Annotated in this window: 22 protein-coding genes and 3 other annotated features; of the genes, 17 read left to right on the forward strand and 5 right to left on the reverse strand. The window is 38.8% G+C overall.

All coding sequences use genetic code 11. The annotated features are described in order from the left end of the window. The first annotated feature begins 2 nt into the window (after positions 1-2). From ytxC to ABU914_RS03165, 10 genes are all read left to right on the forward strand, one after another. Entirely contained in the window at positions 3-884 is an 882-nt protein-coding gene (gene ytxC, locus ABU914_RS03120; protein ID WP_379668297.1) for a sporulation protein YtxC, read from the forward strand. A gap of 69 nt (positions 885-953) precedes the next feature. After that, positions 954-1171, forward strand: a binding site (T-box leader). Positions 1172-1631: 460 nt separating this feature from the next. Then, positions 1632-3569, forward strand: coding sequence for a threonine--tRNA ligase (gene thrS, locus ABU914_RS03125; protein ID WP_379668298.1), 1938 nt, complete (start codon positions 1632-1634; stop codon positions 3567-3569). A gap of 56 nt (positions 3570-3625) precedes the next feature. Further along, positions 3626-3754, forward strand: a sequence feature (ribosomal protein L20 leader region). A gap of 469 nt (positions 3755-4223) precedes the next feature. Beyond that, positions 4224-4733: a translation initiation factor IF-3 gene (gene infC, locus ABU914_RS03130; protein WP_379668299.1), complete on the forward strand. Its 510-nt coding sequence runs from the start codon at positions 4224-4226 to the stop codon at positions 4731-4733. 30 nt (positions 4734-4763) lie between these two features. Beyond that, the gene (gene rpmI / locus ABU914_RS03135) at positions 4764-4967 is read left to right on the forward strand and encodes a 50S ribosomal protein L35 (RefSeq protein ID WP_379668300.1); all 204 of its coding nucleotides are present in this window, start codon (positions 4764-4766) and stop codon (positions 4965-4967) included. A gap of 23 nt (positions 4968-4990) precedes the next feature. Then, the gene (gene rplT / locus ABU914_RS03140; protein WP_379668301.1) at positions 4991-5350 is read left to right on the forward strand and encodes a 50S ribosomal protein L20; all 360 of its coding nucleotides are present in this window, start codon (positions 4991-4993) and stop codon (positions 5348-5350) included. Between the two features lie 216 nt (positions 5351-5566). After that, positions 5567-6679 carry an endospore germination permease gene (locus ABU914_RS03145; RefSeq protein WP_379668302.1) on the forward strand — a complete coding sequence of 371 codons (1113 nt, stop codon included), beginning with the start codon at positions 5567-5569 and terminating at the stop codon, positions 6677-6679. Continuing rightward, complete coding sequence (locus ABU914_RS03150) at positions 6663-8183, forward strand: spore germination protein (RefSeq protein WP_379668303.1); 1521 nt, start codon at positions 6663-6665, stop codon at positions 8181-8183. Before ABU914_RS03145 ends, ABU914_RS03150 begins: the two co-directional genes overlap by 17 nt. A 7-nt stretch (positions 8184-8190) precedes the next feature. Further along, positions 8191-9345, forward strand: coding sequence for a Ger(x)C family spore germination protein (locus ABU914_RS03155; protein ID WP_379668304.1), 1155 nt, complete (start codon positions 8191-8193; stop codon positions 9343-9345). Between the two features lie 181 nt (positions 9346-9526). Beyond that, complete coding sequence (locus ABU914_RS03160; protein WP_379668305.1) at positions 9527-10018, forward strand: dUTP diphosphatase; 492 nt, start codon at positions 9527-9529, stop codon at positions 10016-10018. Between the two features lie 82 nt (positions 10019-10100). Further along, positions 10101-11186, forward strand: coding sequence for a M42 family metallopeptidase (locus tag ABU914_RS03165; RefSeq protein ID WP_379668306.1), 1086 nt, complete (start codon positions 10101-10103; stop codon positions 11184-11186). 111 nt (positions 11187-11297) lie between these two features. Here ABU914_RS03165 and sspI read toward each other — a convergent pair whose 3' ends face one another. Continuing rightward, positions 11298-11507: a small acid-soluble spore protein SspI gene (gene sspI, locus ABU914_RS03170; RefSeq protein WP_379668307.1), complete on the reverse strand. Its 210-nt coding sequence runs from the start codon at positions 11505-11507 to the stop codon at positions 11298-11300. Positions 11508-11584: 77 nt separating this feature from the next. On the opposite strand from sspI, the gene ABU914_RS03175 reads away from it, so the two are divergent. The 3 genes from ABU914_RS03175 (at position 11585) to pheT (ending at position 16162) form a co-directional block, all read left to right on the forward strand. Continuing rightward, entirely contained in the window at positions 11585-12337 is a 753-nt protein-coding gene (locus ABU914_RS03175; RefSeq protein WP_379668308.1) for a TrmH family RNA methyltransferase, read from the forward strand. A gap of 48 nt (positions 12338-12385) precedes the next feature. Further along, positions 12386-12640 (forward strand) — a binding site (T-box leader). A 45-nt stretch (positions 12641-12685) separates the two neighbouring features. Continuing rightward, positions 12686-13720, forward strand: a complete 1035-nt coding sequence (gene pheS / locus ABU914_RS03180; RefSeq protein WP_379668309.1) for a phenylalanine--tRNA ligase subunit alpha — start codon at positions 12686-12688, stop codon at positions 13718-13720. A gap of 18 nt (positions 13721-13738) precedes the next feature. Further along, entirely contained in the window at positions 13739-16162 is a 2424-nt protein-coding gene (gene pheT, locus ABU914_RS03185; protein ID WP_379668310.1) for a phenylalanine--tRNA ligase subunit beta, read from the forward strand. A gap of 108 nt (positions 16163-16270) precedes the next feature. Here pheT and ABU914_RS03190 read toward each other — a convergent pair whose 3' ends face one another. The 4 genes from ABU914_RS03190 to rnhC form a co-directional block, all read right to left on the reverse strand. Next, on the reverse strand, positions 16271-16528 hold the full coding sequence (locus ABU914_RS03190) for a hypothetical protein (protein WP_379668311.1): 258 nt from the start codon (positions 16526-16528) through the stop codon (positions 16271-16273). A gap of 104 nt (positions 16529-16632) precedes the next feature. Continuing rightward, positions 16633-16893, reverse strand: coding sequence for a hypothetical protein (locus tag ABU914_RS03195; protein WP_379668312.1), 261 nt, complete (start codon positions 16891-16893; stop codon positions 16633-16635). A 543-nt stretch (positions 16894-17436) separates the two neighbouring features. Further along, the gene (locus ABU914_RS03200) at positions 17437-17643 is read right to left on the reverse strand and encodes a hypothetical protein (RefSeq protein ID WP_379668313.1); all 207 of its coding nucleotides are present in this window, start codon (positions 17641-17643) and stop codon (positions 17437-17439) included. An 18-nt stretch (positions 17644-17661) separates the two neighbouring features. Then, positions 17662-18606: a ribonuclease HIII gene (gene rnhC / locus ABU914_RS03205; protein ID WP_379668314.1), complete on the reverse strand. Its 945-nt coding sequence runs from the start codon at positions 18604-18606 to the stop codon at positions 17662-17664. A 345-nt stretch (positions 18607-18951) separates the two neighbouring features. On the opposite strand from rnhC, the gene zapA reads away from it, so the two are divergent. From zapA to ABU914_RS03225, 4 genes are all read left to right on the forward strand, one after another. After that, on the forward strand, positions 18952-19206 hold the full coding sequence (gene zapA, locus ABU914_RS03210; protein WP_379668315.1) for a cell division protein ZapA: 255 nt from the start codon (positions 18952-18954) through the stop codon (positions 19204-19206). A 10-nt stretch (positions 19207-19216) separates the two neighbouring features. Further along, complete coding sequence (locus tag ABU914_RS03215; protein WP_379668316.1) at positions 19217-19741, forward strand: CvpA family protein; 525 nt, start codon at positions 19217-19219, stop codon at positions 19739-19741. A 218-nt stretch (positions 19742-19959) separates the two neighbouring features. Further along, on the forward strand, positions 19960-21672 hold the full coding sequence (gene polX, locus ABU914_RS03220; protein WP_379668317.1) for a DNA polymerase/3'-5' exonuclease PolX: 1713 nt from the start codon (positions 19960-19962) through the stop codon (positions 21670-21672). Between the two features lie 16 nt (positions 21673-21688). After that, complete coding sequence (locus ABU914_RS03225; protein ID WP_379668318.1) at positions 21689-24043, forward strand: endonuclease MutS2; 2355 nt, start codon at positions 21689-21691, stop codon at positions 24041-24043. Positions 24044-24195 lie beyond the last annotated feature (152 nt).

Genomic DNA, 24195 nt, shown 5'->3' on the forward strand with positions numbered 1-24195 from the left:
TTTTGATTAAAGTAGAATTTTCCAATCGTCAAGATTGTGAACAAATTTACAATCAGATTATGAATCATATTGAAAATGGAAATTATGAAGTTGTTTTTGGGGTATCTGTAAAAAAAGTCGGAAAAGAACTGCTTTACATCACATTCGATCGAGATGAGGTTACATTTCAATATGTAATCCAGCCGATGCTGTCACACGTGTTTGCGGATTACATTCTTGCTACGTTTGAACTTACATGGTTGCGTGACGTATTAAAAGAGAACTTTTATTATGAAGACAAAGATGAAATTCAGGAGATAGTTTCTTTGTTTTATTCAATTATGAATGGAAAACGGACGGATTTACCGAATGTTACATCGATTCCGTCTCGCCAAGGGCTTATCGAGAATGCGGTAAACTCGCTGCTAGATGATAGTTTTAAAAAGGAATTATCATTTAGCTTTGACTCATTTTTAAAGTTTCGTATGAAGGAATACCGCGAATGTATATTGACTTACATAGAAATGGCGATCGATGAATACAAATTGGAACAAGATTATCAAAGTTTCATTGAAAATCTTCGTTCTTTTTTAGGTAAAAAAACGCCAATAATGAATGTTTTGCACATCGTATATACAAATAAACCTGTCTTTTTTGATGAACATTTTCATTTAATCCATGAAGAACAAATAACGAGAGCAATGAACAATACGAGTTTTTTTTCCCATCAGTCGCTAATTGAACCTACATTATTACAACCATTGTTAACGTTTGCTCCGAAGGAAGTAATCGTTTATGCAGATGATGATCAGACTGGAATTCTTTATACACTAAAAAATATTTTTCAAGAAAGATTGTCTATTCGAAGCTTGAAAGAAGTACCTGACATGAGTACGTCAAGTTAACTTTGCAATTATTTTTGATTCTTGATTTTCTTATTTATAATGCGTATAATATCTACATAAGTTTACATGGAAAAAGTAATGATGAGGACATGAATTGTTGTATGGATGTTTTAAAGAGAAGGAAGTCGAGGCTGAAAGCTTCCAAACATTGTCAGCAGTTTACCACCTCTGAACTTCAACAGTGAACAGAGTAGCTGTTGCCGGAATGAACCGTTATCAAATGAAAGTGTTGCAACAAATGTTGCAGAAGCTGGGTGGAACCGCGAGTTGAACTTCTCGTCCCATTTTTTGGGACGGGATTTTTGTTTTTTAAGGATCTTTTCGTAAGAATTAATGTATATCTTTATTCTCGCAGTTGAAAGAAACTATGCTAGTTGAAGCTATGCACTTGTTTTGCTCTGTTAACCTTCTAGTGTTATTACTGTAAATACATCAGTAGTTTGAAGCGGAGGAAATACACGAAGGCCTCTGTAGGAAAGCGAAGTGTATTTCCAAAGCAGTACTTATGGTACGCAAACCAAGAACGCCACGTTCGAGACTCCCAATGTTTACTCAGAGATGTATTGTTCTGGGTTTACTCTCAGCACAGCATACTCGAGGGAGCATTGTTTAAGTCCTGTGGCAACGTCTGGGACTGCGATTACTCGTCCCACCGTAAAAATTTGCACTAGCACATCCTGTGCGTCGCAGTTTATCGATATTGTATCAAAAACAACTTTATTAACAATTTAAAGGAGTGGAAGGAACATGGCAGAAAATCTACAACTTACATTTCCAGACGGAACTGTCAAGGAGTTTCCTAACGGAACAACATTTGATGAGATTGCAGCTTCGATCAGCCCTGGTTTACGAAAAAAAGCAATTGTAGGAAAATTAAATGGGCAACTAGTTGATTTAAAACGACCGCTTCGTGAAAGTGGTAGTATTGAAATTTTAACTCCGAATCATGAAGAGTCTCTTGAAGTGTTACGGCATAGCACAGCGCATTTAATGGCACAGGCAATAAAGCGAATATACGGTAATGTCAGTCTTGGAGTCGGTCCTGTCATTGAAAATGGCTTTTATTATGACATTGATTGCGAAGAACCGATTTCTGCTGAAGATTTACCTAAAATTGAAAAAGAAATGAAAAAAATTGTTAATGAAAACCTTGAAATTCGCCGGCACGTCGTAACTCGGGAAGAAGCAGAACGGATGTTTAATGAAATTGAAGATCCGTTAAAGGTTGAATTGTTGCACGATATTCCAGAAAATGAAGAAGTGACTATTTATGAGCAAGGGGAATTTTTTGATTTATGCAGAGGTCCTCACGTTCCATCGACGAGCAAATTAACAGTATTTAAGCTCTTAAGCCTTGCAGGTGCTTATTGGCGAGGCGACAGTAATAATAAAATGTTGCAACGCATCTATGGAACAGCGTTTTTTAAGCAATCTGAACTCAATGAACATTTGCAAATGCTAGAAGAAGCGAAAGAGCGTGACCATCGTAAACTAGGAAAAGAGTTACAGTTATTTACGATTTCACAAGAAGTTGGACAAGGTCTGCCCATTTGGTTACCAAAAGGGGCGACGATTCGTCGTACTATCGAGAGATATATTGTAGATTTAGAAGAGAAACTCGGCTATCATCACGTGTATACACCGCATTTGGCGAGTGTTGAACTTTATAAAATTAGTGGACATTTAGATCATTATCAGGATGACATGTATCCGTCTATGAAAATGGATGAAACCGAAGAGCTCGTACTTCGTCCGATGAACTGTCCGCATCATATGATGATTTACAAAAATGAAATTCGCAGTTATCGTAATTTACCATATCGAGTAGCTGAATTAGGGACAATGCATCGTTATGAAATGTCGGGTGCGCTTGCAGGCTTGCAACGTGTCCGTTCGATGACATTAAATGATGCCCACATTTTCTGTCGCCCTGATCAGATTAAAGAGGAATTTATTCAAGTTGTCGAGCTCATTCAAGAAGTATATCGGGATTTTAACCTCAATGATTATTACTTCCGTCTGTCTTATCGTGACCCGAAAGATAAGGAAAAGTACGTTGATAACGATACCATGTGGGATAAGGCACAATCGATGTTAAAAGAAGCGATGGATGATCTCGGTCTAGACTACGTTGAAGCGGAAGGTGAAGCAGCATTTTACGGACCGAAGTTAGACGTTCAAGTGAAAACAGCCCTCGGAAAAGACGAAACGCTTTCGACTGTTCAACTGGACTTTCATTTACCTGAACGATTTGATTTAACGTATATTGGTGAAGATGGCAAGGAGCATCGTCCAGTCGTTATTCACCGTGGCGTCGTTTCAACGATGGAACGATTTGTTGCGTTTTTAATTGAAGAATATAAAGGTGCATTTCCAACATGGTTAGCACCGATCCAAGTACAGATTATCCCTGTTGCTGAAGTTCATATTGAATATGCAAACAAAGTGAAAGAAGCGTTACAACGTAAACGTGTCCGCGTAGAAATGGATAACCGAAACGAAAAAATTGGTTATAAAATACGTGAGGCCCAAGTCCAAAAAATTCCATTTATGGTCGTCGTCGGTGATAAAGAAATTGAATCTGGAAGTGTCAATATCCGTAAATATGGAGAACAAAAATCAACTTCACAGCCGTTAGACACGTTTATATCTGAAATTACCGAATTGATTCAGCAACGTAAATAATTGACAATTGTATTGATGTAGTGTTATGCTTGTTGAGCAAGTAAATGAATATTCGACGAAGCAAGAAGAAGCGCCCGCTTCTCACCTGAATGACGCCGGAATGCTCGGTAGTTAACAGGTTAAGTGGAAAATAATTTTGATCTCGATCGGTGTGGGCGTTTCTGCGTCCACATTTTTTTATTTGTTATGCATGTTTAATCAAGAAGAAAATGAGAGATACGTTCTGCGACAGGGGTTATTCGTCGCAAAACTGCAGAGGATATTCAAGTGTTATTTTTGTTGCAACGTTGACACAAGCTGGACTTTTCTATGAGGCTCGAGCTAAAGACTAGGATCTTGTACAAAATACTGATTTCTACTTTGTGTGCAGGACGTGCAAGTGGTGTGGTTATACATCACGTTCGAGATTCTAAATGTAATGTTTTTTCTTTAAGTTACATTCTTAGCACAACAGACTTAATGGAGTATTGTTTAAGTTTTGTGAAAACGTTGAATATACTTCTATCCTGTATAATCTCTCTGTATGAATGAAGACAGGCCGTTGCTTTTGTCGATAGATTCATCAAATTGCAAATTGAGAATGCCTGTAGTGAAAAAATAGCCTTCACTAAAGGTTCGATAAATTAATGGAGGTGGCTAACTATTAGTAAAGACATGTTGGTGAATGAGGCCATTCGCGCTCGCGAAGTTCGAGTCATTGGTGCAAACGGAGATCAAATTGGGGTGAAGTCGCGTCAAGAAGCATTACAATTAGCCCAAAATGCAAACCTTGATCTTGTAATGGTTGCACCGAACGGAAAACCCCCTGTCTGTAGAATTATGGACTTTGGGAAATATCGCTATGAACAGCAAAAAAAAGATAAAGAAGCCAGGAAAAAGCAAAAAACGATCAATGTGAAAGAAGTTCGCTTTAGCCCAAACATTGACGAACATGATTTTAACACAAAGCTGAGAAATGCAAGAAGGTTTCTTGAAAAAGGCGATAAAGTAAAAGCGAGCATCCGTTTCCGTGGTCGTGCGATTACGCATTCTGACATCGGAAAAGATGTATTAGATCGTCTTGCTGACGAATGCAAAGATCTTGCAGTTGTCGAATCCAGACCAAAAATGGATGGCCGAAGCATGTTTTTAATCTTGGCACCAAATACGAACGAATCGAAATAGATATTCGAAGTTTTTAAGGAGGAAGTTACTATGCCTAAAATGAAAACTCACAAAGGTGCTGCAAAGCGCTTCAAAAAAACAGGGACTGGAAAGCTTAAACGTCATCATGCGTATACAAGTCACTTAGCTGCAAATAAAACGCAAAAACAAAAGCGTAAGCTTCGTAAGGCTGCAATCGTATCAAGTGGAGATTTCAAACGAATTCGTTCGTTGTTAACGTATAAGAAAAGATAAAGAAACTCAGGAGGTATGCAATCATGGCAAGAGTTAAAGGTGGCTACGTTACTCGTCAGCGACGTAAAAAAGTTTTAAAATTAGCCAAAGGTTATTATGGCGCTAAACATAGATTATTTCGCACAGCTAATGAACAAGTTATGCGGTCGTTACGCTATGCGTATCGTGACCGTCGTCAAAGAAAACGTGATTTCCGAAAGTTATGGATTACTCGGATTAACGCAGCAGCTCGATTAAATGGACTATCATACAGCCGTCTTATGCACGGATTAAAAACAGCTGGAATCGATATTAATCGTAAAATGCTTGCTGATTTAGCTGTTAATGATGAAAAAGCATTTGCAAATCTTGCAGAAAAAGCTAAAGAAAGCTTAAAAGCATAACTTACATCATAATAAGTGTAAACAAAGTAAAAAGTCTTTGTTTACACTTTTTTTGTTCTTCCTCTAACTTTCGCGTCGGAAATTACCTCGGATTGAGACTTCACATCATTATTATTCTTTTATCTATAAAGTCAATCTTCCTTTAATTAATGAATAATTTTTCATGTTTGCTAACCATAATAAGGAAAGAAGAAAATTGTGAGAAATGGAGAACGTATGGATAAGTCTAATAAAATTTCTGTATTTCAAATGACATTGTTATTAATTTCTGCAGTTGGTTTAAAAAATCATGTCATCGTTATTCCTATGCTTCTTAAAACTGGTGGACGCGACGCTTGGATAGGCGTCCTTCTTGTTGCTTTACTAACGTTAATTTGGTCTTTTTTACTTTTATACATTTATAAAACAATAAAAGGACAACATATTAACAATTGGTTAGAAAACAATATCGGAAAAAAGTTTTCTATTTTGTTTCGGTGCGTTGTCGGAGTGTATATCGTCATCATAGTATGTGTGACGTTAAGAGAAACGATTACGTGGACAAATGTGTCTTATTTATGGCGTACTCCTCCATTAGCTATAACGCTTTTGTTTATTATTCCATGTGTGTTGGCAGCGATGACGAGTCTTCGCGCACTAGCAATTGCTAATTTCTTTTTACTTGCTCTCGTCGTTTTTCTTGGTCACTTTGTAGCTATAGCTAATATTCAATATAAAGATTACTCGTTGTTACTACCAATGTTCGAAAATGGTTTCGCACCGATCTTTCATTCACTCATTTATCAAGCATCAGGTATGGTCGAGTTAATCTTTATCATCTTTCTTCAACATCAGTTTCATACAAAGCTTAAATATCGACATTTCGTTATAAATACGATCATCCTAACTTGGCTTACACTTGGTCCGTTAACAGGTGCAATCGTTGAATTTGGGCCAGGGGAAGCGTCAATGCAGCGCTATCCAGCATATGAAGAATGGGCGCTCGTTCGAGTCGGTAAATACATTGAACACGTTGACTATCTTTCAATATATCAATGGCTTTCAGGTGCATTTATTCGGATTACGTTAATGTTGTATATCTTACGCTTATTGTTAAACAAATCGAGTACAAAAGTGAATGTATGGCTACTTTCCGCTGTATCAGCCATCATTACAATTACTATTGTCATTCCAGTTGATGATCGGTATTTTTTTGATTTTTTAAACTACATTGCATTGCCTGCAACATTTTATATTTTCTTTACGTTATCTCTCATACTTGCGTGTTGTGTTTTTATAAGTAATAGACGGAAAAAAAAGGGGGGTGGCACAGTTGTCAATCAAAAATAAGCAAGGTAATGATCATGGAGGACAACAAGAATCAGAGCAAAAATTGCTAAAAAATTTAAATTCCCTTGAAACATTGTTTGCCGAAAGTGCAGATGTTAATTTCCATACATTTTCTTTTGGGGAGTCCTTATATAAGCATGATATTACGTTTATAATGTGCATTGGTCTTGTCGATAGCAATGCGTTAAACAACGTTATTTATGAGAGATTTGTTTATTTTTTTAAACATATAACGAAAGAGAAAGTATCAGAACAAGATGTCATCCACCACCTATATGCTCCAGGGATAACACGGATTTATTATGAAAATGAGGCGATTGAAAAAATATTTTCAGGTCAACTGCTAGTGTATTTTCAAAAAGAAAATATGTTTTTTACCATTGATATTTCTGACCGACCGCAGCGTTCGACCGAAGAGACGAATACAGAAGTGGCAATTAAAGGTCCTCGCGATAACTTTATTGAAGATTTATCGACAAACATTGCTCTCATACGAAAACGGTTACGGACAAATTCATTAGCATTGAAAAAGTATACAGTCGGGAAGCGAACGCAAACTGAAGTTGCAATTTTGTATATTAAGGATATTGCGAACGGAGAACAACTTCAAGAACTTGAGAAAAGAATAAAAGAAATTAACATTGACGGGGTGTTTAGTGGTAGGCAGTTTCATGAATTAATTTTAGAAAAGCCATTTTCTTTTTTTCCGACGCACCATTATACTGGCCGACCTGATTTTGCGATAAATAGTCTCTTAAACGGCCGTTATTTAATTTTTGTTGATGGTGTGGCGTATGCGGTCATCGTTCCAGTAAATTTTGGGTTTATTTTAAAAACAGGAGAAGATACGGAAAGTAATTATATTTATAACTCGTTAGAACGGCTGATCCGATTTCTCGGATTAGTGTTCGCAATTTATTTACCGGGTTTTCATATCGCATTGACAAGTTTCCATCAGAACCAAATTCCGATCGTTTTTCTTGGAACGATCATCGAGGCGAGCAAAGGTGTTCCCTTTCCAGCCCCAATTGAAGCTTTAGTTACATTGTTTTTGTTTGAAGTGTTTCGTGAAGCTGGTTTGCGGCTTCCGATGGCGATCGGACAGACGTTAAGTGTTGTAGGTGGGCTAATCATAGGAGATGCTGCCATCCGTGCGGGCATAACGAGTCCGCTTACCGTTGTTATCATGGCAACATCAGCCGTTGCGGCATACACTCTCGTTAATTTATCTTTACATGGGATTGTCGCGATTTTAAGGTTTTTTGTACTCTTGTTATCTTCTTGTTTCGGTTTTTTCGGATTTTTTGTTTCGATTTATATTGTTTTAATGTATATGGCTAACATCCAATCGTTAGGAGTTTCTTACATGACAGTTCCTGAAGTAACAACAATAAAACCTGTACTAAAAACATTTTTAAGATTACCGGAGAAAAAGTACAAAAGACGTCCTAGTTTTCTGCGGACTAAAGATAAAACGAGACAACCACCGAAGAGAAAGGATTGATTTCACTTTGCGAAAACATCTTTATGGTGTGTTTGTAGTTTCACTTGTATTTCTCTCCGGTTGCTGGGGTATTGAAGAAGCCGAACGTATGGATTATGTGCACGGAATCGGTGTTGATTATAAGGATGGACAAGTCCATGTCTCCTTGCAAGTTGTGAATTTAGGGAATCTCGGTCAAGCTGAAACAGGTGGGGGTAGTTCAGAAGGAAATCAAGCGGTGATTGCAAAAGAAAAAGGGGATACGGTAAACGATGCGATTTTTAAAATATATGACTCTACACAGCGGAGGTTGTTTTGGGGGCATTTAACGATGATTGTTATCACGGAGGAAGCGTTAAAACATAACAAAATGAAAGATATTATGGATTTAATAGATCGTTATCGCGAAACGAGATACCGTATTCTCGTATTTAGCACTCAAGATGAAAACGTAGACAAATTATTCGAAGCTGTCCCTGTTTTTGATGGTTCTCCTGTTTATACGAGAATAACTGATATTACGAACACGTATGAACAAAGTTCTTGGATTAAAGAAATATCAATGCGAGAATTTTTACTTCATCTGAAGGAGCCAGGTTATGATTCCGTTATCCCAGCTGTAACGACAACAGAAAATGATTGGACATCTGTTGAAAAAACAGAAACGATGATAAAAACAGTCGGAGTTGCACTTTTACACAAAAACGAGTTTCGTGGTTTTATAACAGGAGAAGATGTAAATGGTCTACGATGGTTAACAGAAGATGCATTAAGAATTAATTTAGATATTCATGAAGGTGATAAACCAATTGCTGAGGCAATAATCATTCGACCCTCGTTTTCAATTGAGCCAATGGTTCGAGACGATGATGTTATATTTAATATTCAAGTGAAAGGACAAGCTGTTTTCAATCAAATACTTGAAAATAAAGATTATCGCTTTTTAAAAAAAGAAATGCAAAAAAACATTGAAGAAGAAATTAGACGTACATATAACAAAGCACTTGAATTACATTCAGATATTTATCGTCTTTCAGAAGTATTGTATCGAAAAGATGTACGAACTTGGCAAAGGTTAGCCCATGAAGGAAAATTAGCGTTAAATGAAAACTCAATTAAAGTAACGTCTGATATAAGCATCCAATCATCAAGAATTGAAAATAAAAAACCTGTCATTGAATAACAAGTTTAAGTGTAAAATAACTTTAGCGTTTCATAAATCTTGTCTTAAGAATTTCTAACGATTCGTTAGAGGATGAAAAATTGATACTAGATGAAACGCAAATTTACTATTTTCCAACTTTTTTGTTCCTATGTATGTTGTATAATAGAGACATAAATGGTTGTGGGAGATGGAAAGAAATATGGAAATCGATTGGACGAAGTTGTTTGCATTGCAACACGAACTTGATTCGCGAATTATGAAAAAGCACTGCTTAACTGGTGATTTTTTTTCGGAGCGGTTGCTCGCTTTACAAGTCGAAGTTGGGGAGCTGGCGAATGAGACACGCTGCTTTAAGTACTGGAGCGTAAAACCCCCGTCTCATCGCTCAGAAATCCTTGAAGAGTATGTTGATGGCATTCATTTTATTCTTTCGCTCGGACTTGTACTTAGGTTTGAAACGTATGTACCAAAAAGAGATTCATGTAATGTAAAGAATATGGTTGAACAATTTTTAACGATTTACAACTGTATTTCCAAATTACATTCGGATCAGTCTATTGAGATGTATGGTACACTTTTTTCAGAGTATATCACCCTCGGTGCGATGCTAGGTTTCTCCGAGCAAGATATTGAAAAGGCTTATTTAGAAAAAAATGTAGTTAACCATGAGCGGCAAGAACGAGGATACTAATTTAGAGATCTGAGGTCGGAAGCTAGAAGTCAGATTTGACGAAAACGATGAGGGCAATTTACAAAAGGAGGACTTTTCATTTATGTCTAATTTGGATGAAACATTATCAATGTTAAAAGAATTAACCGATGCTCACGGTATTCCCGCGAACGAACATGAACCACGGGAAGTGATGAAAAAGTACATAACACCGTACGCCGATGAAGTGACAACAGATAATCTCGGCAGTTTAATCGCAAAAAAAGTCGGTCAAGAAGATGGACCGAAAGTTATGATTGCAGGTCATTTAGATGAAATCGGATTTATGGTTACAAGTATTGATGATAAAGGTTTTTTACGTTTTCAGACGGTAGGCGGCTGGTGGGAACAAGTCATGCTTGCTCAGCGCGTCAATGTAGTGACACGGAAAGGGATTGTGCCTGGTGTCATCGGTTCAAAACCACCGCATATTTTAACACCTGAAGCGCGTAAAAAACCTGTCGACAAAAAAGATATGTTTATCGATGTCGGTGCAATTAGCCGAAGAGAAGCGGAAGAATTCGGTATTCGACCCGGTGATTTTGTCACACCCGTCTGTGATTTCACCGTTATGAAAAATGAAAATTTCCTAATGGCAAAAGCATGGGACAATCGGATTGGCTGTGCGATTGCGATTGAAGTATTGCGCCAATTACAAAATGAAAACCATCCAAACATTGTATACGGTGTCGGTACGGTGCAAGAAGAAGTCGGTCTGCGCGGCGCTAAAACATCAACGTATAAAATCCAACCTGATATAGGATTTGCCGTTGATGTTGGGATTGCTGGTGATACGCCGGGTGTTACTGAAAAAGAAGCGTTAGCGAAAGCGGGGAAAGGTCCACAACTCATTATGTATGATGCTTCGATGGTCGCTCATCGCGGTCTGCGTGATTTTGTCGTTGATATTGCAGAAAAAGAAAATATCCCGTATCAAATGGATTTTGTGCCAGGTGGGGGAACAGATTCTGGAAGTATCCATTTGACAGCGCAAGGAGTTCCGGCATTATCGATCACGATTGCGACACGTTATATTCATACGCATGCGGCCATTTTGCATCGCGAAGACTTTGAAAATGCTGTGAAACTCATCGTTGAAGTTGTGAAAAGACTTGACCGTGATAAAGTAAACGAAATTACGTATGATTGACTTCAACTTGTAGAGGATAACAAGCGTTTATAAGTTGTGAAATGTGCGGAAGCCAAACTGAAAAAAGATAAGCTTGCATCTTAGATATTCAGATGCAAGCTCTCATTCTGTCTATTGCTGTAGTCCTTCAGCCATATTTTTTAATATGGTTTGTTGTTCTTCTTGACTAGTGTTTTGCCATAACACTTCAAATAAAACACCTAAACCAGGCAACATTTTTTCTTCACCACTTTGAATCGCATCAACAATCGTATGTTCAAGCTGCTTTTCATCACTGCCTTTAATATTATCTAAAATGGCTGCTCTTAAGTTAAAATCCATTAGTTTGATCACTCCCATTTCCTTTTTCTTTATTTTTACCTAATGATTATGGAATATGTAAGAAGAGAGGTAAATCATTGCAACGGATTGAATCAACGAAAAATGAACGAGTCAAGTTATGGAGAAAGCTACATACAAAAAAAGGTCGAAAAAAAGCACGTAAATTTTTAATTGAAGGCGATCATCTTATTCAAGAAGCGTTAAAGGAAGAGCAACGTGTAGCGAAGATTATTGTTGATGAGAGTCGAAAGCATGTACCGTTCGATACGTACTCGATACCGGTCATACAAGTGACGAACAATGTGTTTCAAGAGATCAGTGAGACAGATACGCCGCAAGGGGTTATTGCTGTTTGCCATATGTCAGAAGAAAAAGAAATGGAATTGAACAAAGGAAAATACTTATTAATCGATGAAGTTCAAGACCCGGGAAATGTCGGTACGATGATTCGAACGGCAGATAGTGCTGGGTTTGATGCTGTATTTCTCGGAAAAGGCTGTGCGGATCGATATAATTCGAAAACGATCCGTGCAACACAAGGTTCACTGTTTCATTTACCAGTGTACGAAGTAAATTTGGAAGACGTTGTTCAAAAGTTGCAGCAGGTAGGAGTAAAAGTGTTCGGGACAGCTCTTCATCATGCAACAGATTATCGCTTAGTACAAAAACAGGAAACATTCGGTCTCATAGTCGGTAATGAAGGGTCAGGAGTGAGTGACAACTTGCTTGCGCTTTGTGATGATAACGTGTATATTCCGATATACGGGAAAGCGGAATCTTTGAATGTTGCTGTCGCAGCTGGGATTTTGATGTATAGCTTTCAACAGTAGACTTGCGATTTTTTGAAAAATTATATATGATTAAACCAATTGAAAATCAAAAAGACAATGAAGGAACATAGTAAATTGCCGCTCGCCAGCTAGGGAGGAAACATCAGAGACTGAAAGTGTTTCTCTGGATGATGCAATTGAATTCACTCCTGAGTCGTCGCTGAATGGAGGTTGTTCAAAAAGAGAGTCCTTTTTGAACTCAGATTAAAAAGCGAATCGGTTTAAACCGTTAGATGAATGAGCGAACATGGATATCATGTTAAGTAGGGTGGTAACGCGAAATGACGGATCTTCGTCCCTTATGGGGTGAAGGTCTTTTTTATTTTATAGAAAAGGTGGTAAAAAATCGTGAAGGAACGTTTGTTAGAGTTAAAACAAGAAGCGCTAGAAAAAATTAAACAATCAACATCAATGAAAGAGCTTCAAGATGTGAGGGTTGCTTATTTAGGTAAAAAAGGTCCGATAACGGAAGTGCTAAGAGGAATGGGAGAGCTTTCTGCTGAAGAACGTCCGATCATTGGTCAATATGTGAACGAAGTTCGCAACGAAATTGCTGATAACGTTGAAAAAAAGCAGACCGAATTGAAGGAACTAGCCATTCAAAAGCAACTTGAAGAAGAAACGATTGATGTGACATTGCCAGGCAGACCTGTTCGAATCGGAAATCATCATCCACTTACCGCTGTAATTGAGGAAATTGAAGATCTATTTATTAGAATGGGTTACCAAGTTGCAGAAGGTCCAGAGGTGGAAACCGATTATTACAACTTTGAAGCATTGAATTTGCCAAAAAACCATCCAGCTCGCGATATGCAAGATTCATTTTATATTACGGAAGAGATTTTGCTGCGAACTCAAACGTCACCGATGCAAGCGCGAACGATGGAAAAACATCACGGTGTCGGTCCCGTAAAAATTATTTGTCCTGGTAAAGTGTATCGTCGTGATAACGACGATGCGACACATTCGCATCAATTTACCCAAATTGAAGGACTCGTTGTTGATGAGAATATTCGCATGAGTGATTTGAAAGGAACACTCACACTGTTTGCAAAAAAATTGTTTGGAGAAGAACGCGAAATTCGTTTGCGCCCGAGCTTTTTCCCATTTACTGAGCCATCTGTTGAAATGGACATTTCTTGTTTCAAATGCGGTGGAAATGGTTGCAATGTTTGTAAGCGAACAGGTTGGATTGAAATTCTCGGTGCAGGCATGGTACATCCGAATGTTCTTGAAATGTCAGGCTTTAATCCGAAAAAGTATACAGGCTTTGCATTTGGCATGGGTCCAGAACGAATTGCCATGTTGAAATATGGGATTGAGGATATTCGCCATTTCTATCAAAACGATGTTCGCTTTTTAAAGCAATTTCAGCAAGCATAACGAAGGAGAGAGTGAAGCATGTTAGTCAGTTACAATTGGCTTAATGATTATGTTGATTTAGCAAATATAAGTCCAGAGCAATTAGCGGAAAAAATTACACGTAGTGGAATTGAAGTCGATGCCGTCCATGTAAGGAATAAAGGGATAACGAACGTCGTCGTCGGTAAAGTTGTCGAACGAATTCAGCATCCGAATGCGGACAAACTTAGCATTTGTCAAGTTGATGTTGGTGAAGGTGAACTTTTACAAATAATTTGTGGTGCGCCTAACGTGGCTGCAGGGCAAAAAGTAGCTGTCGCAAAACCGGGAGCCCGCTTGCCGAATGGAATGAAAATTAAAAAAGTAAAACTTCGGGGCGAAGTGTCAAACGGTATGATTTGCTCTCTTCAAGAACTCGGAATTGAAAGCAAACTCGTACCAAAAGAATATGCGGAAGGAATTTTTGTTTTTTCTGAGCAAACGGAAATCGGCATCGATGCGTTAGAAGAGTTAGGCTTGAACGATACCGTACTTGAATTTGACTTAACACCAAATCGCGCAGATGCACTAAGTATGATCGGCGTTGCTTATGAAGTGGCGGCGATTTTAGAGCAAGAGATTAAAATGCCAAGCGTTACGATTTCCCAAACAGAAGAAAAAGCGACAGATTATGTTTCAGTTTGTATTGAATCGAAGGAAGATTGCCCCTATTACGCAGGTTTTATCGTAAAAGATGTTAAAATTGGACCGTCGCCTTTATGGCTTGTAAATAGGTTAGTTGCAGCGGGGATCCGTCCGATTAATAACGTCGTTGATATTACGAACTATGTGTTGCTCGAATATGGTCAGCCATTGCATGCATTCGATTATGAGCGATTAGGTTCAAAAGAAATTCTCGTTCGCCGTGCAAAACAAGATGAGCAAGTTAAAACGTTGGATGGAGAGGAACGAAAGTTATCAGAAACTATGCTTGCGATTACGAATGGAAAGGAACCGGTGGCTGTAGCAGGTGTCATGGGCGGAGCATCATCTGAAGTTCAAGAGGATACGACGACAATTTTACTTGAAGCGGCGTATTTCAACGGTCAAATCGTTCGGACTGCATCAAAGCAATTAGGACTTCGCAGTGAAGCGAGTACACGTTTCGAAAAAGGCATCGCTCGTAACCGTGTGTATGAAGCAGGAATGCGGGCTCTTGCATTAATGGAACAACTAGCTGGTGGACGTGTTGTTGACGGCGTTGCCGAAGCGGGAGAGAGAAAAGTTTCGTTAAAGCAAATTGAAGTGACTTCTAAGCACATAAACGATGTTCTTGGCACATCGATTTCAAGTGAAACGATCGCGCAAATTTTTGAACGGTTACGTTTTGACTTTGAAGAAAATCGCGGTACGTTTACGGTTACAATCCCAACGCGCCGTCCAGACTTATCGATCCCGGAAGATTTAATTGAGGAAGTTGCACGCTTGTACGGGTATGACGAAATTCCTGTCACGTTACCGGTCAGTGAATCACAACCTGGTGGTTTAACTCCGTATCAAGAAAACCATCGAAAAGTGAGACGATATCTAGAAGGAGCAGGGCTTTATCAAGCGACGACGTATTCGTTAACGACAGTGGAAAAAAACCGTTTGTTTGGATTTGACGAGCGGTTTAAAGAAATTCGCCTTGCGATGCCGATGAGTGAAGAACGTTCAGTTTTAAGAACGACGCTGCTTCCTGGACTCCTTGAAGCCTTAGAATACAATCTTAACCGCCAGCAAACAAATCTTGCGTTGTTTGAAATGGCATCAGCTTACTTAACAGAAGAAGAGAAGTTGACAAGTTTACCGGCTGAAGAAGAGTACCTTGCCGCTGTCTTTACTGGTGCTTGGCTTGAAAATAAATGGCAAGGCGAAACGAAGCAAGTTGACTTTTTTGTTGTAAAAGGGATTTTGGAAGGAATGTTCTCAGTACTCGGTCTGAGTGAGAAGGTTTCGTTTGTGCAGGGTAAACGGGACGGCATGCATCCAGGGCGCACAGCGATTATTTCAGTGAATGATCAAGTCATTGGCTTCGTTGGACAAATCCATCCAACATTGCAAGCGAAGCTTGACATTCAAGAAACGTACGTCTTTGAACTTTCACTTGAGAAGCTTTTTGCTGAAGTAGACGCTGAAGTTCATTATGAAATTTTACCAAAATATCCTTCCGTTTCACGTGACATTGCACTCGTCGTTGACGAAACAATTTCTGCAGGTGCTTTGCAAACAACGATTAAAGAAGCGGGCGGAAAATTACTGAAAGAAGTGAACGTTTTTGATGTGTACGCAGGCGAACACCTTGCCACAGGAAAGAAATCAATCGCCTTCTCGCTACTCTATTTAAATCCAGAACAAACGTTAACTGAAGAAGAAGTTACAACCGTGCACGAGCAAATATTAACCGAATTAAAAGAACGCTACGATGCACAGCTAAGAAGCTAAATCGTATCTTTCAAAAGCAAAACAGGTGGCGAAAAAATCTCCACCTGTTTTGTATTTTTTCGATGTTTATCAAAGGTTTTATTCAATCGCTTTTCGACGACGTAAGAATTACATACTACTAAACGATGCAAGAAGAGCACCGATTAGAATGAGAGTCGGTAGACTCGTTGCAGTTTTTGGTAGCTTTCCACCTTGGGCAGATTTACCTTTTCCATCTGTATCACTGCCTGAACCGCTACTACCACCAGATCCACCTGAACCGTTCGTTCCTTGTGGACCAGCAGGGTCTTGTAAGTTCGCAATGTTTTTCCAACCGTATGAAATGTAAACATAGACAAAAACACGACAAATGAAGGTATAAAACATGTAGAACTAATTTCTTAGTTTCACTGCTGTTGATTATGTTTTTATAAAGGCTTAATAAGTAAAATTAGAAAAAGGACACTCTAAAAGCGTGTCCCAAATGTGTATTATTTAATATTTTGTTTAGAAGTGATCGGTGCTAGTCGTCGTGTACGCATTGCAAGCAAAATCGAAAGTAATGGTAGTACGATGAAAAACGATCCAAACGTTGCGTTATGTTTAACTGAAAACTGTTTGATGACAAAGCTCCCGATGAGCGTGCCAAATGCGATTCCGAAATGCAAAGCGAAGTTATTTAAACTTTGTTGGATAGTAGATGTTTTCTGGTGTAGGTAGCTTTGGACAGGTGGAGTAATCGTCCAACTCATAACCCCCCCAAATGATTAACGCGATGAAATAACGGTAGAACATTGGCCGAGTAAGGGATAAGAAGCATTATCACGCTTAATAAGATTGTAGAGGTAATGATCGTTCGTTCTGTTCCATATCGATCGGCACTAAAATCTTCGATGAAAAAGGTGTTAAAAAACTATAAAGAATAAAATGTCCAGCTAAAAAGAAAAATGTCGTGAAATGGCAAATAATTCGCTTCTGTTTTTCAATATTGCAATCTGTTGTTTTAGTGGGATAGGCGGTGACGAATCTATTTTTCTTAAAAGAAAAAACACACCCCCCATTAATGCGACTGTTAGGATCATAATAACGAAAAATGGCGCACGTTATTCGAACTAATGTTCGGGAAAACCCCCAATCGGAACGCCTAATACGATTGAACCGCTAATTCCCATAATGGTTTTACGATATTAGCTGTTAGCGTAATATAAAGAACGGTAAGTAATGCCCCGATTGCTACAGTGACTACTCTTAAAAGTACGAGAAGTGCATATGTTGCGCTAAATAACGCAAGTAAGCTACCGAAAAAGGTGAAGATCGTTCGTTCGCTTCACTCGGCCAGTGACATAAAGAAGAACCGGACCAGCGAGTACAAAAACGAACGAAAAAATCGTAATTAACCGTCCGGCTTGTCCGATTGTAATATTTAAATTCGTCGCAATTAAATCTAAAAGCCCTCCGATCACGAATTCAACCATTCCGAATAAATACACACGTTTATCCATCTAAATTTATTATCTGTCTTATTTAAGCGATTGACGTTTTCGCTTTGCAAGATTAATTGCTTTTTGTGTATTCGCAAAGTGGAGTTTTGCACATTGCGTCAATACGTGTTCACCGTTATCAATGATGAGTTGAGCAGCAGCTTCATCGACTTGTTTTCCTGCACCTTTTGGTAAAGATATACCGAGTTGATTGCTAAGTTTATTCATTTCTGTTATAAAGCTGTAGCGGGCAATAATTGATGCCGCAGCAACTGAAAGATGTAGCCCTTCCGCTCGTGTAGCAAAATAGACTGACTTCACAACTTGTTTCTCTGACGACAAATAACGGAAATAAACGTCAGGGTTAGCAAATTGATCAATTAATATACCATCGTAACGGCCGTCAACTTTTTCAATAACGTTGAGAAGTGCTCGGTTATGTAGCATCGCTTTCATTTTCCCTTGACTCATTCCTGAGCGTTGTAATTCGTTATACTTTTTATTATGTAAAATTAATAAACTATACGGAATCGTTTGGATTAAATCTTTCGCAATGTTTGTAATTTGTAGATCTGATAAATATTTTGAGTCCTTCACACCTAATTCTTTTAGTAAGTCAACTTGATTGTTATGTACGAATGCGGCAGCGATTGTCACCGGACCGAAATAATCACCTGTTCCGACTTCGTCAGATCCGATCATCGATAAATGTTCAATCTCTTTGGGTGGCGCCCACTGATGCTGATCGGTCGATCTTTGTTTTTTCTCGTTTGGTACGGCATGAGCCTGCCATTGAGCTGCTTCTTTTTCGGCACTTTTTCCTTGAAACATCACTTTCCCTGAACGGTACGCTGTAATTGTACAGTTCGGTAGTTTTGCTTGGAATAGACTGCCCGGTGGAACTTTTTCAGTTATGTATGAGGCATAATGCGATTTTATCAATTCAATCTGTTGGTGTAACATGTTCAATACGATTGTTGCCATATTAGAATGAGCTCCTTTCGTGATAAAGCGAAACTTCCAACGGTGGTGGTTTAGGTCTACAAGAAGTGGGTCATGACGATGGGGTGTCCTTAGTCTTCGAACCGGTTTCACCACTGATGGTTAGCAAGACTTATCAGGTATTTAGTGCCCGTTATCCCTCGCTTAGACCTCTTCGACATATTTCAAGTTTTAAAGCGAGGGTTTTACGGACGGTTGAGACGTGACAAAAACGTCAGTATTCCATATTATAACAGATAGAGCTTTTCTAGCATCGTACCCTATTTTAATGCGTTGTAGCTCATGGTATGATGGATATAAGACTCTTTTGCTAGAGGAGGACTTCATGTGACGGAGGATAAAGAAAAAACACGTTCTACTGTTGAAATTTACGGTGAGAAGTATACAATTGTCGGTTATGAAAACCCTGAGCATATTTATAAAGTTGCTTCAATTGTCGATAACAAAATGCGAGAAATTAAAGAAAAAAATCAAAATTTAGATACACGTAAATTAGCAGTTTTGACGGCTTTAAACACTGTAAACGAACTGCTAAAATGTGAGGAAGAGTTAGAGCGTTTAAAAAAAGAAGTGAAAAATTGAGGAATAGACAATGGTTGATTTAATTTTAATACTTTTACTTCTTTGCGGTTTTCTCATCGGATTAAGAAGAGGATTAGTGCTACAGATTGTTCATCTAAGCGGATTTATCGTCTCACTCATTATGGCATATGTTTTTTTTGATGACCTTGCACCGAAATTGAAACTATGGATTCCTTATCCGAATTTAGGTGACGGTACGAGTACGGTGTTAAGTATACTAAATGTCGAAGATATTTATTATAAAGGGATTGCGTTTGCGATTTTGTTTTTCGGAACAAAAATTGCGATGCACATACTAGGATCGATGTTAGACTTTCTAGCTGACTTGCCCATTTTGCGAACGATCAATGGTTGGCTTGGCGGAGTACTCGGCTTTTTAGAAATTTATCTAATCGTGTTTATCTTTTTGTACATTGCAGCGATTATACCGAATGAATCCCTCCAAAATACGTTTAACAATTCATTCATCGCACAAATCATCATTAAACATACACCTTATTTCTCAGCTCACCTTCAAGAACTCTGGCTTAGTTAAAGCGCGACTACCATTAGCGTTAGCTCAAGGTTAGCGAGGCTTATCAGGTTCCTAATGTCCGTTTGAGTGCACTAATTACAGACGATTGTTACGTTGAATAACAGATTATGATGTATCGTTTATTAAAAATTGTGAATTTGTGAGTACGTGCTAAAGATAAAACAACTTCTCCTTTGGGGAAGTTTTTGTACGTTTACATGAATGAAAGTAGGTGGAACATGAACAAAAAAGAAGTAGTACAAACGTTGGAAATGATTAGTTTATATCTGGAAATTAAAGGGGAAAATCCATTTAAAATTGCGGCATATCGGCGAGCAGCGCGAGCACTTGAAGAAGATGTAAGAAGTATGGCACAAATCGATGATGTCGAGAAAATAAAAGGGATCGGTAAAGGAACGGCTACAGTAATCAATGAATTACTAGAGACTGGGAAGTCGAGCCTTTTTGAACAGTTAAGAGAGGAAGTGCCTGAGAGCCTTTTACAACTATTGAAAATACCTGGTCTCGGTGGGAAAAAAATTGCAACGTTATATAAGCAGTTGCAAATTACGGATTTGCTGTCATTGCAACAAGCATGTGAGAAAAATCAAGTGCGAACATTACCAGGCTTCGGAAAGCGGACAGAAGAAAACATTCTTTCGGCGATTCATGAACATCAAAAAGGTCCAAACCGTTTTCCAATTTGGATGGTGATTCCGATTGTTGAAGAGATCGAACAGCAACTGTCGCTCATCCAAGAAATTGAACAATTTTCTGTAGCGGGAAGCTATCGCCGCTTTCGCGAAACGGTTAAAGATTTAGATTTTGTAATTGCAACGAAGGAGCCACGTTCTGTTGCTGAAAAGCTTAAAAAGTTTAAAAAGGTAGAGGCGGTTATTGCTTCTGGAGAAACAAAAGTAACGCTAGAATTAGCGTATGAGTATCCAATCCAAGTCGATTTTCGTCTCATAGAACCGTACGAATTTAGCACAACCTTGCACCACTTTACTGGATCCCAACATCATAATATCGCGATGCGTCAACTTGCAAAAATGAAAGGAGAAAAGATTAGTGAATATGGGGTTGAAACAGGCGGTGGCGAATGGTTGACGTTTGCTTCTGAAGCAGAGTTGTTTCAACATTTTCAATTGCATTATATTCCACCAGAAGTTCGCGAAGGAACAGGTGAAATTGAGCAATTTAAACAACATGTCGATTTGATTGAATTGTACGACGTAAAAGGTGACTTGCACATGCACACGACGTGGAGTGATGGGGCGCATACAATTGAAGAAATGGCAAAAGCCGCAATCGAAAAAGGCTACGAATATATTGCGATTACAGATCACTCACAATCTTTAAAAGTAGCGAACGGTTTAACACCAGATCGAGTGAAACAGCAACGCGAAGAAATTAAACGGTTAAATGAAACGTTTTCAAATTTTACAATTTTAACGGGCACAGAAATGGACATTTTGCCAGACGGAACGCTAGATTTTGACGATGAATTGTTAGCTGAGTCTGACTTTGTTATTGCTGCGATTCATTCCGCATTTTCGCAAAACAAAGATAAGATTATGCAGCGACTCATTAACGCTTTGAAAAATGTACATGTCGATTTAATCGCACATCCTACGGGGAGATTAATTGGAAGAAGAGAAGGTTACAATGTTGACCTTGACATGCTAATTGAAGTCGCAAAAGAAACGAATACGGCGTTGGAGTTAAATAGCAACCCGCACAGGCTTGATTTAGCTCCTGAATGGCTTGAAAAAGCTCAGAAAAAAGGTGTGAAGATTGCGATTAATACAGATGCACATAAGACACAGACCTTGGATCATATCAAGTACGGTATTGCAACGGCTAAAAAAGGTTGGATTCGAAAAGAAACCGTATTAAACACATATTCACTTTCTGAACTGCGTCAGCACTTGCTTAGTTCTCAAACTTAACGGGCAGGAGGATGGAATGTTGCTAAAGAGAATGCTGCATCTTTTAGAATTTGATAAAATTAAAGAGCAATTACAAAAACACGCAGCGACGACACTTGGAAAAGAGAAAGTAAGTGAATTACTGCCTTTTTTTCACTTCGAACAGGTTGCACACGCATTAGAGGAAACAGATGAAGCGTTAACGGTCATTCGTCTTAAAGGACAAGCGCCATTTGGTGGGATTCGAGATGTTCGGGCAGCAGTTCAACGATCCGTTATTGGTGGCATGCTGAATGAAAATGAGTTAGTTGAAATCGAAACGACACTTCACGGCGCACGCCGACTAAAAAAATTTATTGAGTCAGTACAAGCTGACGATGAAGCAGATGTACCGATCTTAATTGAACATTGTACGCAAATTGAACCTTGCAATGCATTAGAAATGGAAATCCGTCGATGTATTGATCGAGACGGACGCATTTCAGATGATGCAAGTCCAGAACTAAAGCTTGTCCGAAATCAGTTAAGGAGTTACGAATCACGAATTCGTGAAAAACTCGAGCAACTTATTCGTTTAAGTGATAATCAAAAAAAGCTGTCGGATTCAATTATAACGATTCGCAATGATCGCTATGTCATACCGGTCAAACAAGAGTACAGATCTTCATTTGGTGGAATTGTTCACGATCAATCCGCTTCAGGTCAAACATTGTTTATTGAACCAAACGCTGTCGTTATGATCAATAATCAATTAAGGGAAGCACAAGCGAAAGAACGGGTAGAAATTGAAAAAATTTTATTTGCGTTATCTGAAAAAGTTGCTTCATATTCAGATACGCTCCAACTAAACGTTAAGCAACTTGCGATGTTGGATTTTATATTTGCAAAAGCAGCTTATGCAAAAAAAGTAAATGCAACGAAACCAAAGCTAAATCAAAACCGCTATTTGCGTTATGATTCTGCGCGCCATCCACTCATTCCAAGTGAAGAAGTCGTGCCTATTTCACTTGAACTTGGCGGTTCATATGACACGATTGTAATTACTGGACCGAATACTGGGGGAAAAACGGTTACATTAAAAACAGTCGGCTTACTAACCCTTATGGCGCAAGCCGGACTTCATATTCCAGTGGCGGAAGGTTCTGAAGCGACGGTATTTGAGCACATATTTGCAGATATTGGAGATGAACAATCGATTGAACAGAGTCTCAGTACGTTTTCGTCGCATATGACGAATATCGTTTCAATCTTAAATCACATCAACGAACGAAGTTTAGTGCTGTTTGATGAGCTTGGTGCAGGAACGGATCCAGAAGAAGGTGCCGCCTTAGCGATTGCGATTTTAGATCATGTTCACCATATAGGTGCACGCTGTGTCGCGACAACCCATTATAGCGAATTGAAGGCCTATGCATATAATCGCGAAAGTGTCATCAATGCGAGTGTGGAGTTTAACGCTAAGACATTAAAGCCGACGTATAAGCTTCTTATCGGTGTACCGGGACGAAGCAATGCGTTTGAAATCTCGAAGCGATTGGGCTTGAAAGCAAGCATTATTGATGCTGCGAAACGCCAAGTTTCAAGTGAAACAACGAGCGTTGACAATATGATTATTGAACTTGAAAAGACGAAAAACAAAGCGGAGCGCGAATTAGCGGAAGCGAAACGAATTCGTAACGAAGTAGAAATAGATAAACGGCAATATGAAGCTGAACGTCAAACGTTTGAAAAGGAAAAAGACCGTATGTTGAAGGCAGCTGAACAGAAAGCGAAAGATGCTGTTGAATTTGCAAAAATAGAAGCAGAGTCGATTATAAAGGAGCTACGTGAATATCGAAAAAATGGTGTAAAAGAACACAAGCTTATCGAAGCTAAAAAGCGTCTTGAAGCTGCTTCCCCCCAACTAGTTGAGAGGAAACAAAATGTATCGAAGCAAAAAACACGAGAGAAATTTGCGATTGGTGATGACGTAGAACTCACACATTTATCACAAAAAGGCTCGATTATAGAACAAATTGATGACGGCGAATATCTCGTTCAAGTCGGCATAATGAAAGTAAACGTGAACGCTTCACAACTTAAAAAGATTGCACCGAAAAAACCAGAAGGCGAGCGCTCCTTCATTTCTGTAAAAGGGAATAAGCCTGTCGTGAAAACAGAATTAGATTTACGTGGGAAACGTTATGAAGATGCTCAAGTCGAAGTTGATCGTTATTTGGACGATGCTGTTCTTGCTGGCTATTCGAAAGTAGCAATAATCCATGGGAAAGGAACGGGTGCATTGCGAAAAGGAGTTCATGAACTTTTGCAACGCCATCCTAATGTAAAATCGATTAGGCTCGGCCGAGAGGGAGAAGGAGGACTCGGAGTCACGATCGTCGAGCTAAGATAATCAACACTAGAGCGGGACTAGCATGTAGATGTCCTTGTTAAAAGTACTTCAACTTAGACACTTTGATAAGCGGAGACTCATCTACTATAAAAAACATAGCAGATGAGTCGAAAAATGATTTCATGAAAGGTGAGAATATGGAAACACTATGG

Origin of the sequence: Pueribacillus sp. YX66 (assembly GCF_041725775.1) — a bacterium.
Classification (GTDB): domain Bacteria; phylum Bacillota; class Bacilli; order Bacillales; family UBA6769; genus Pueribacillus.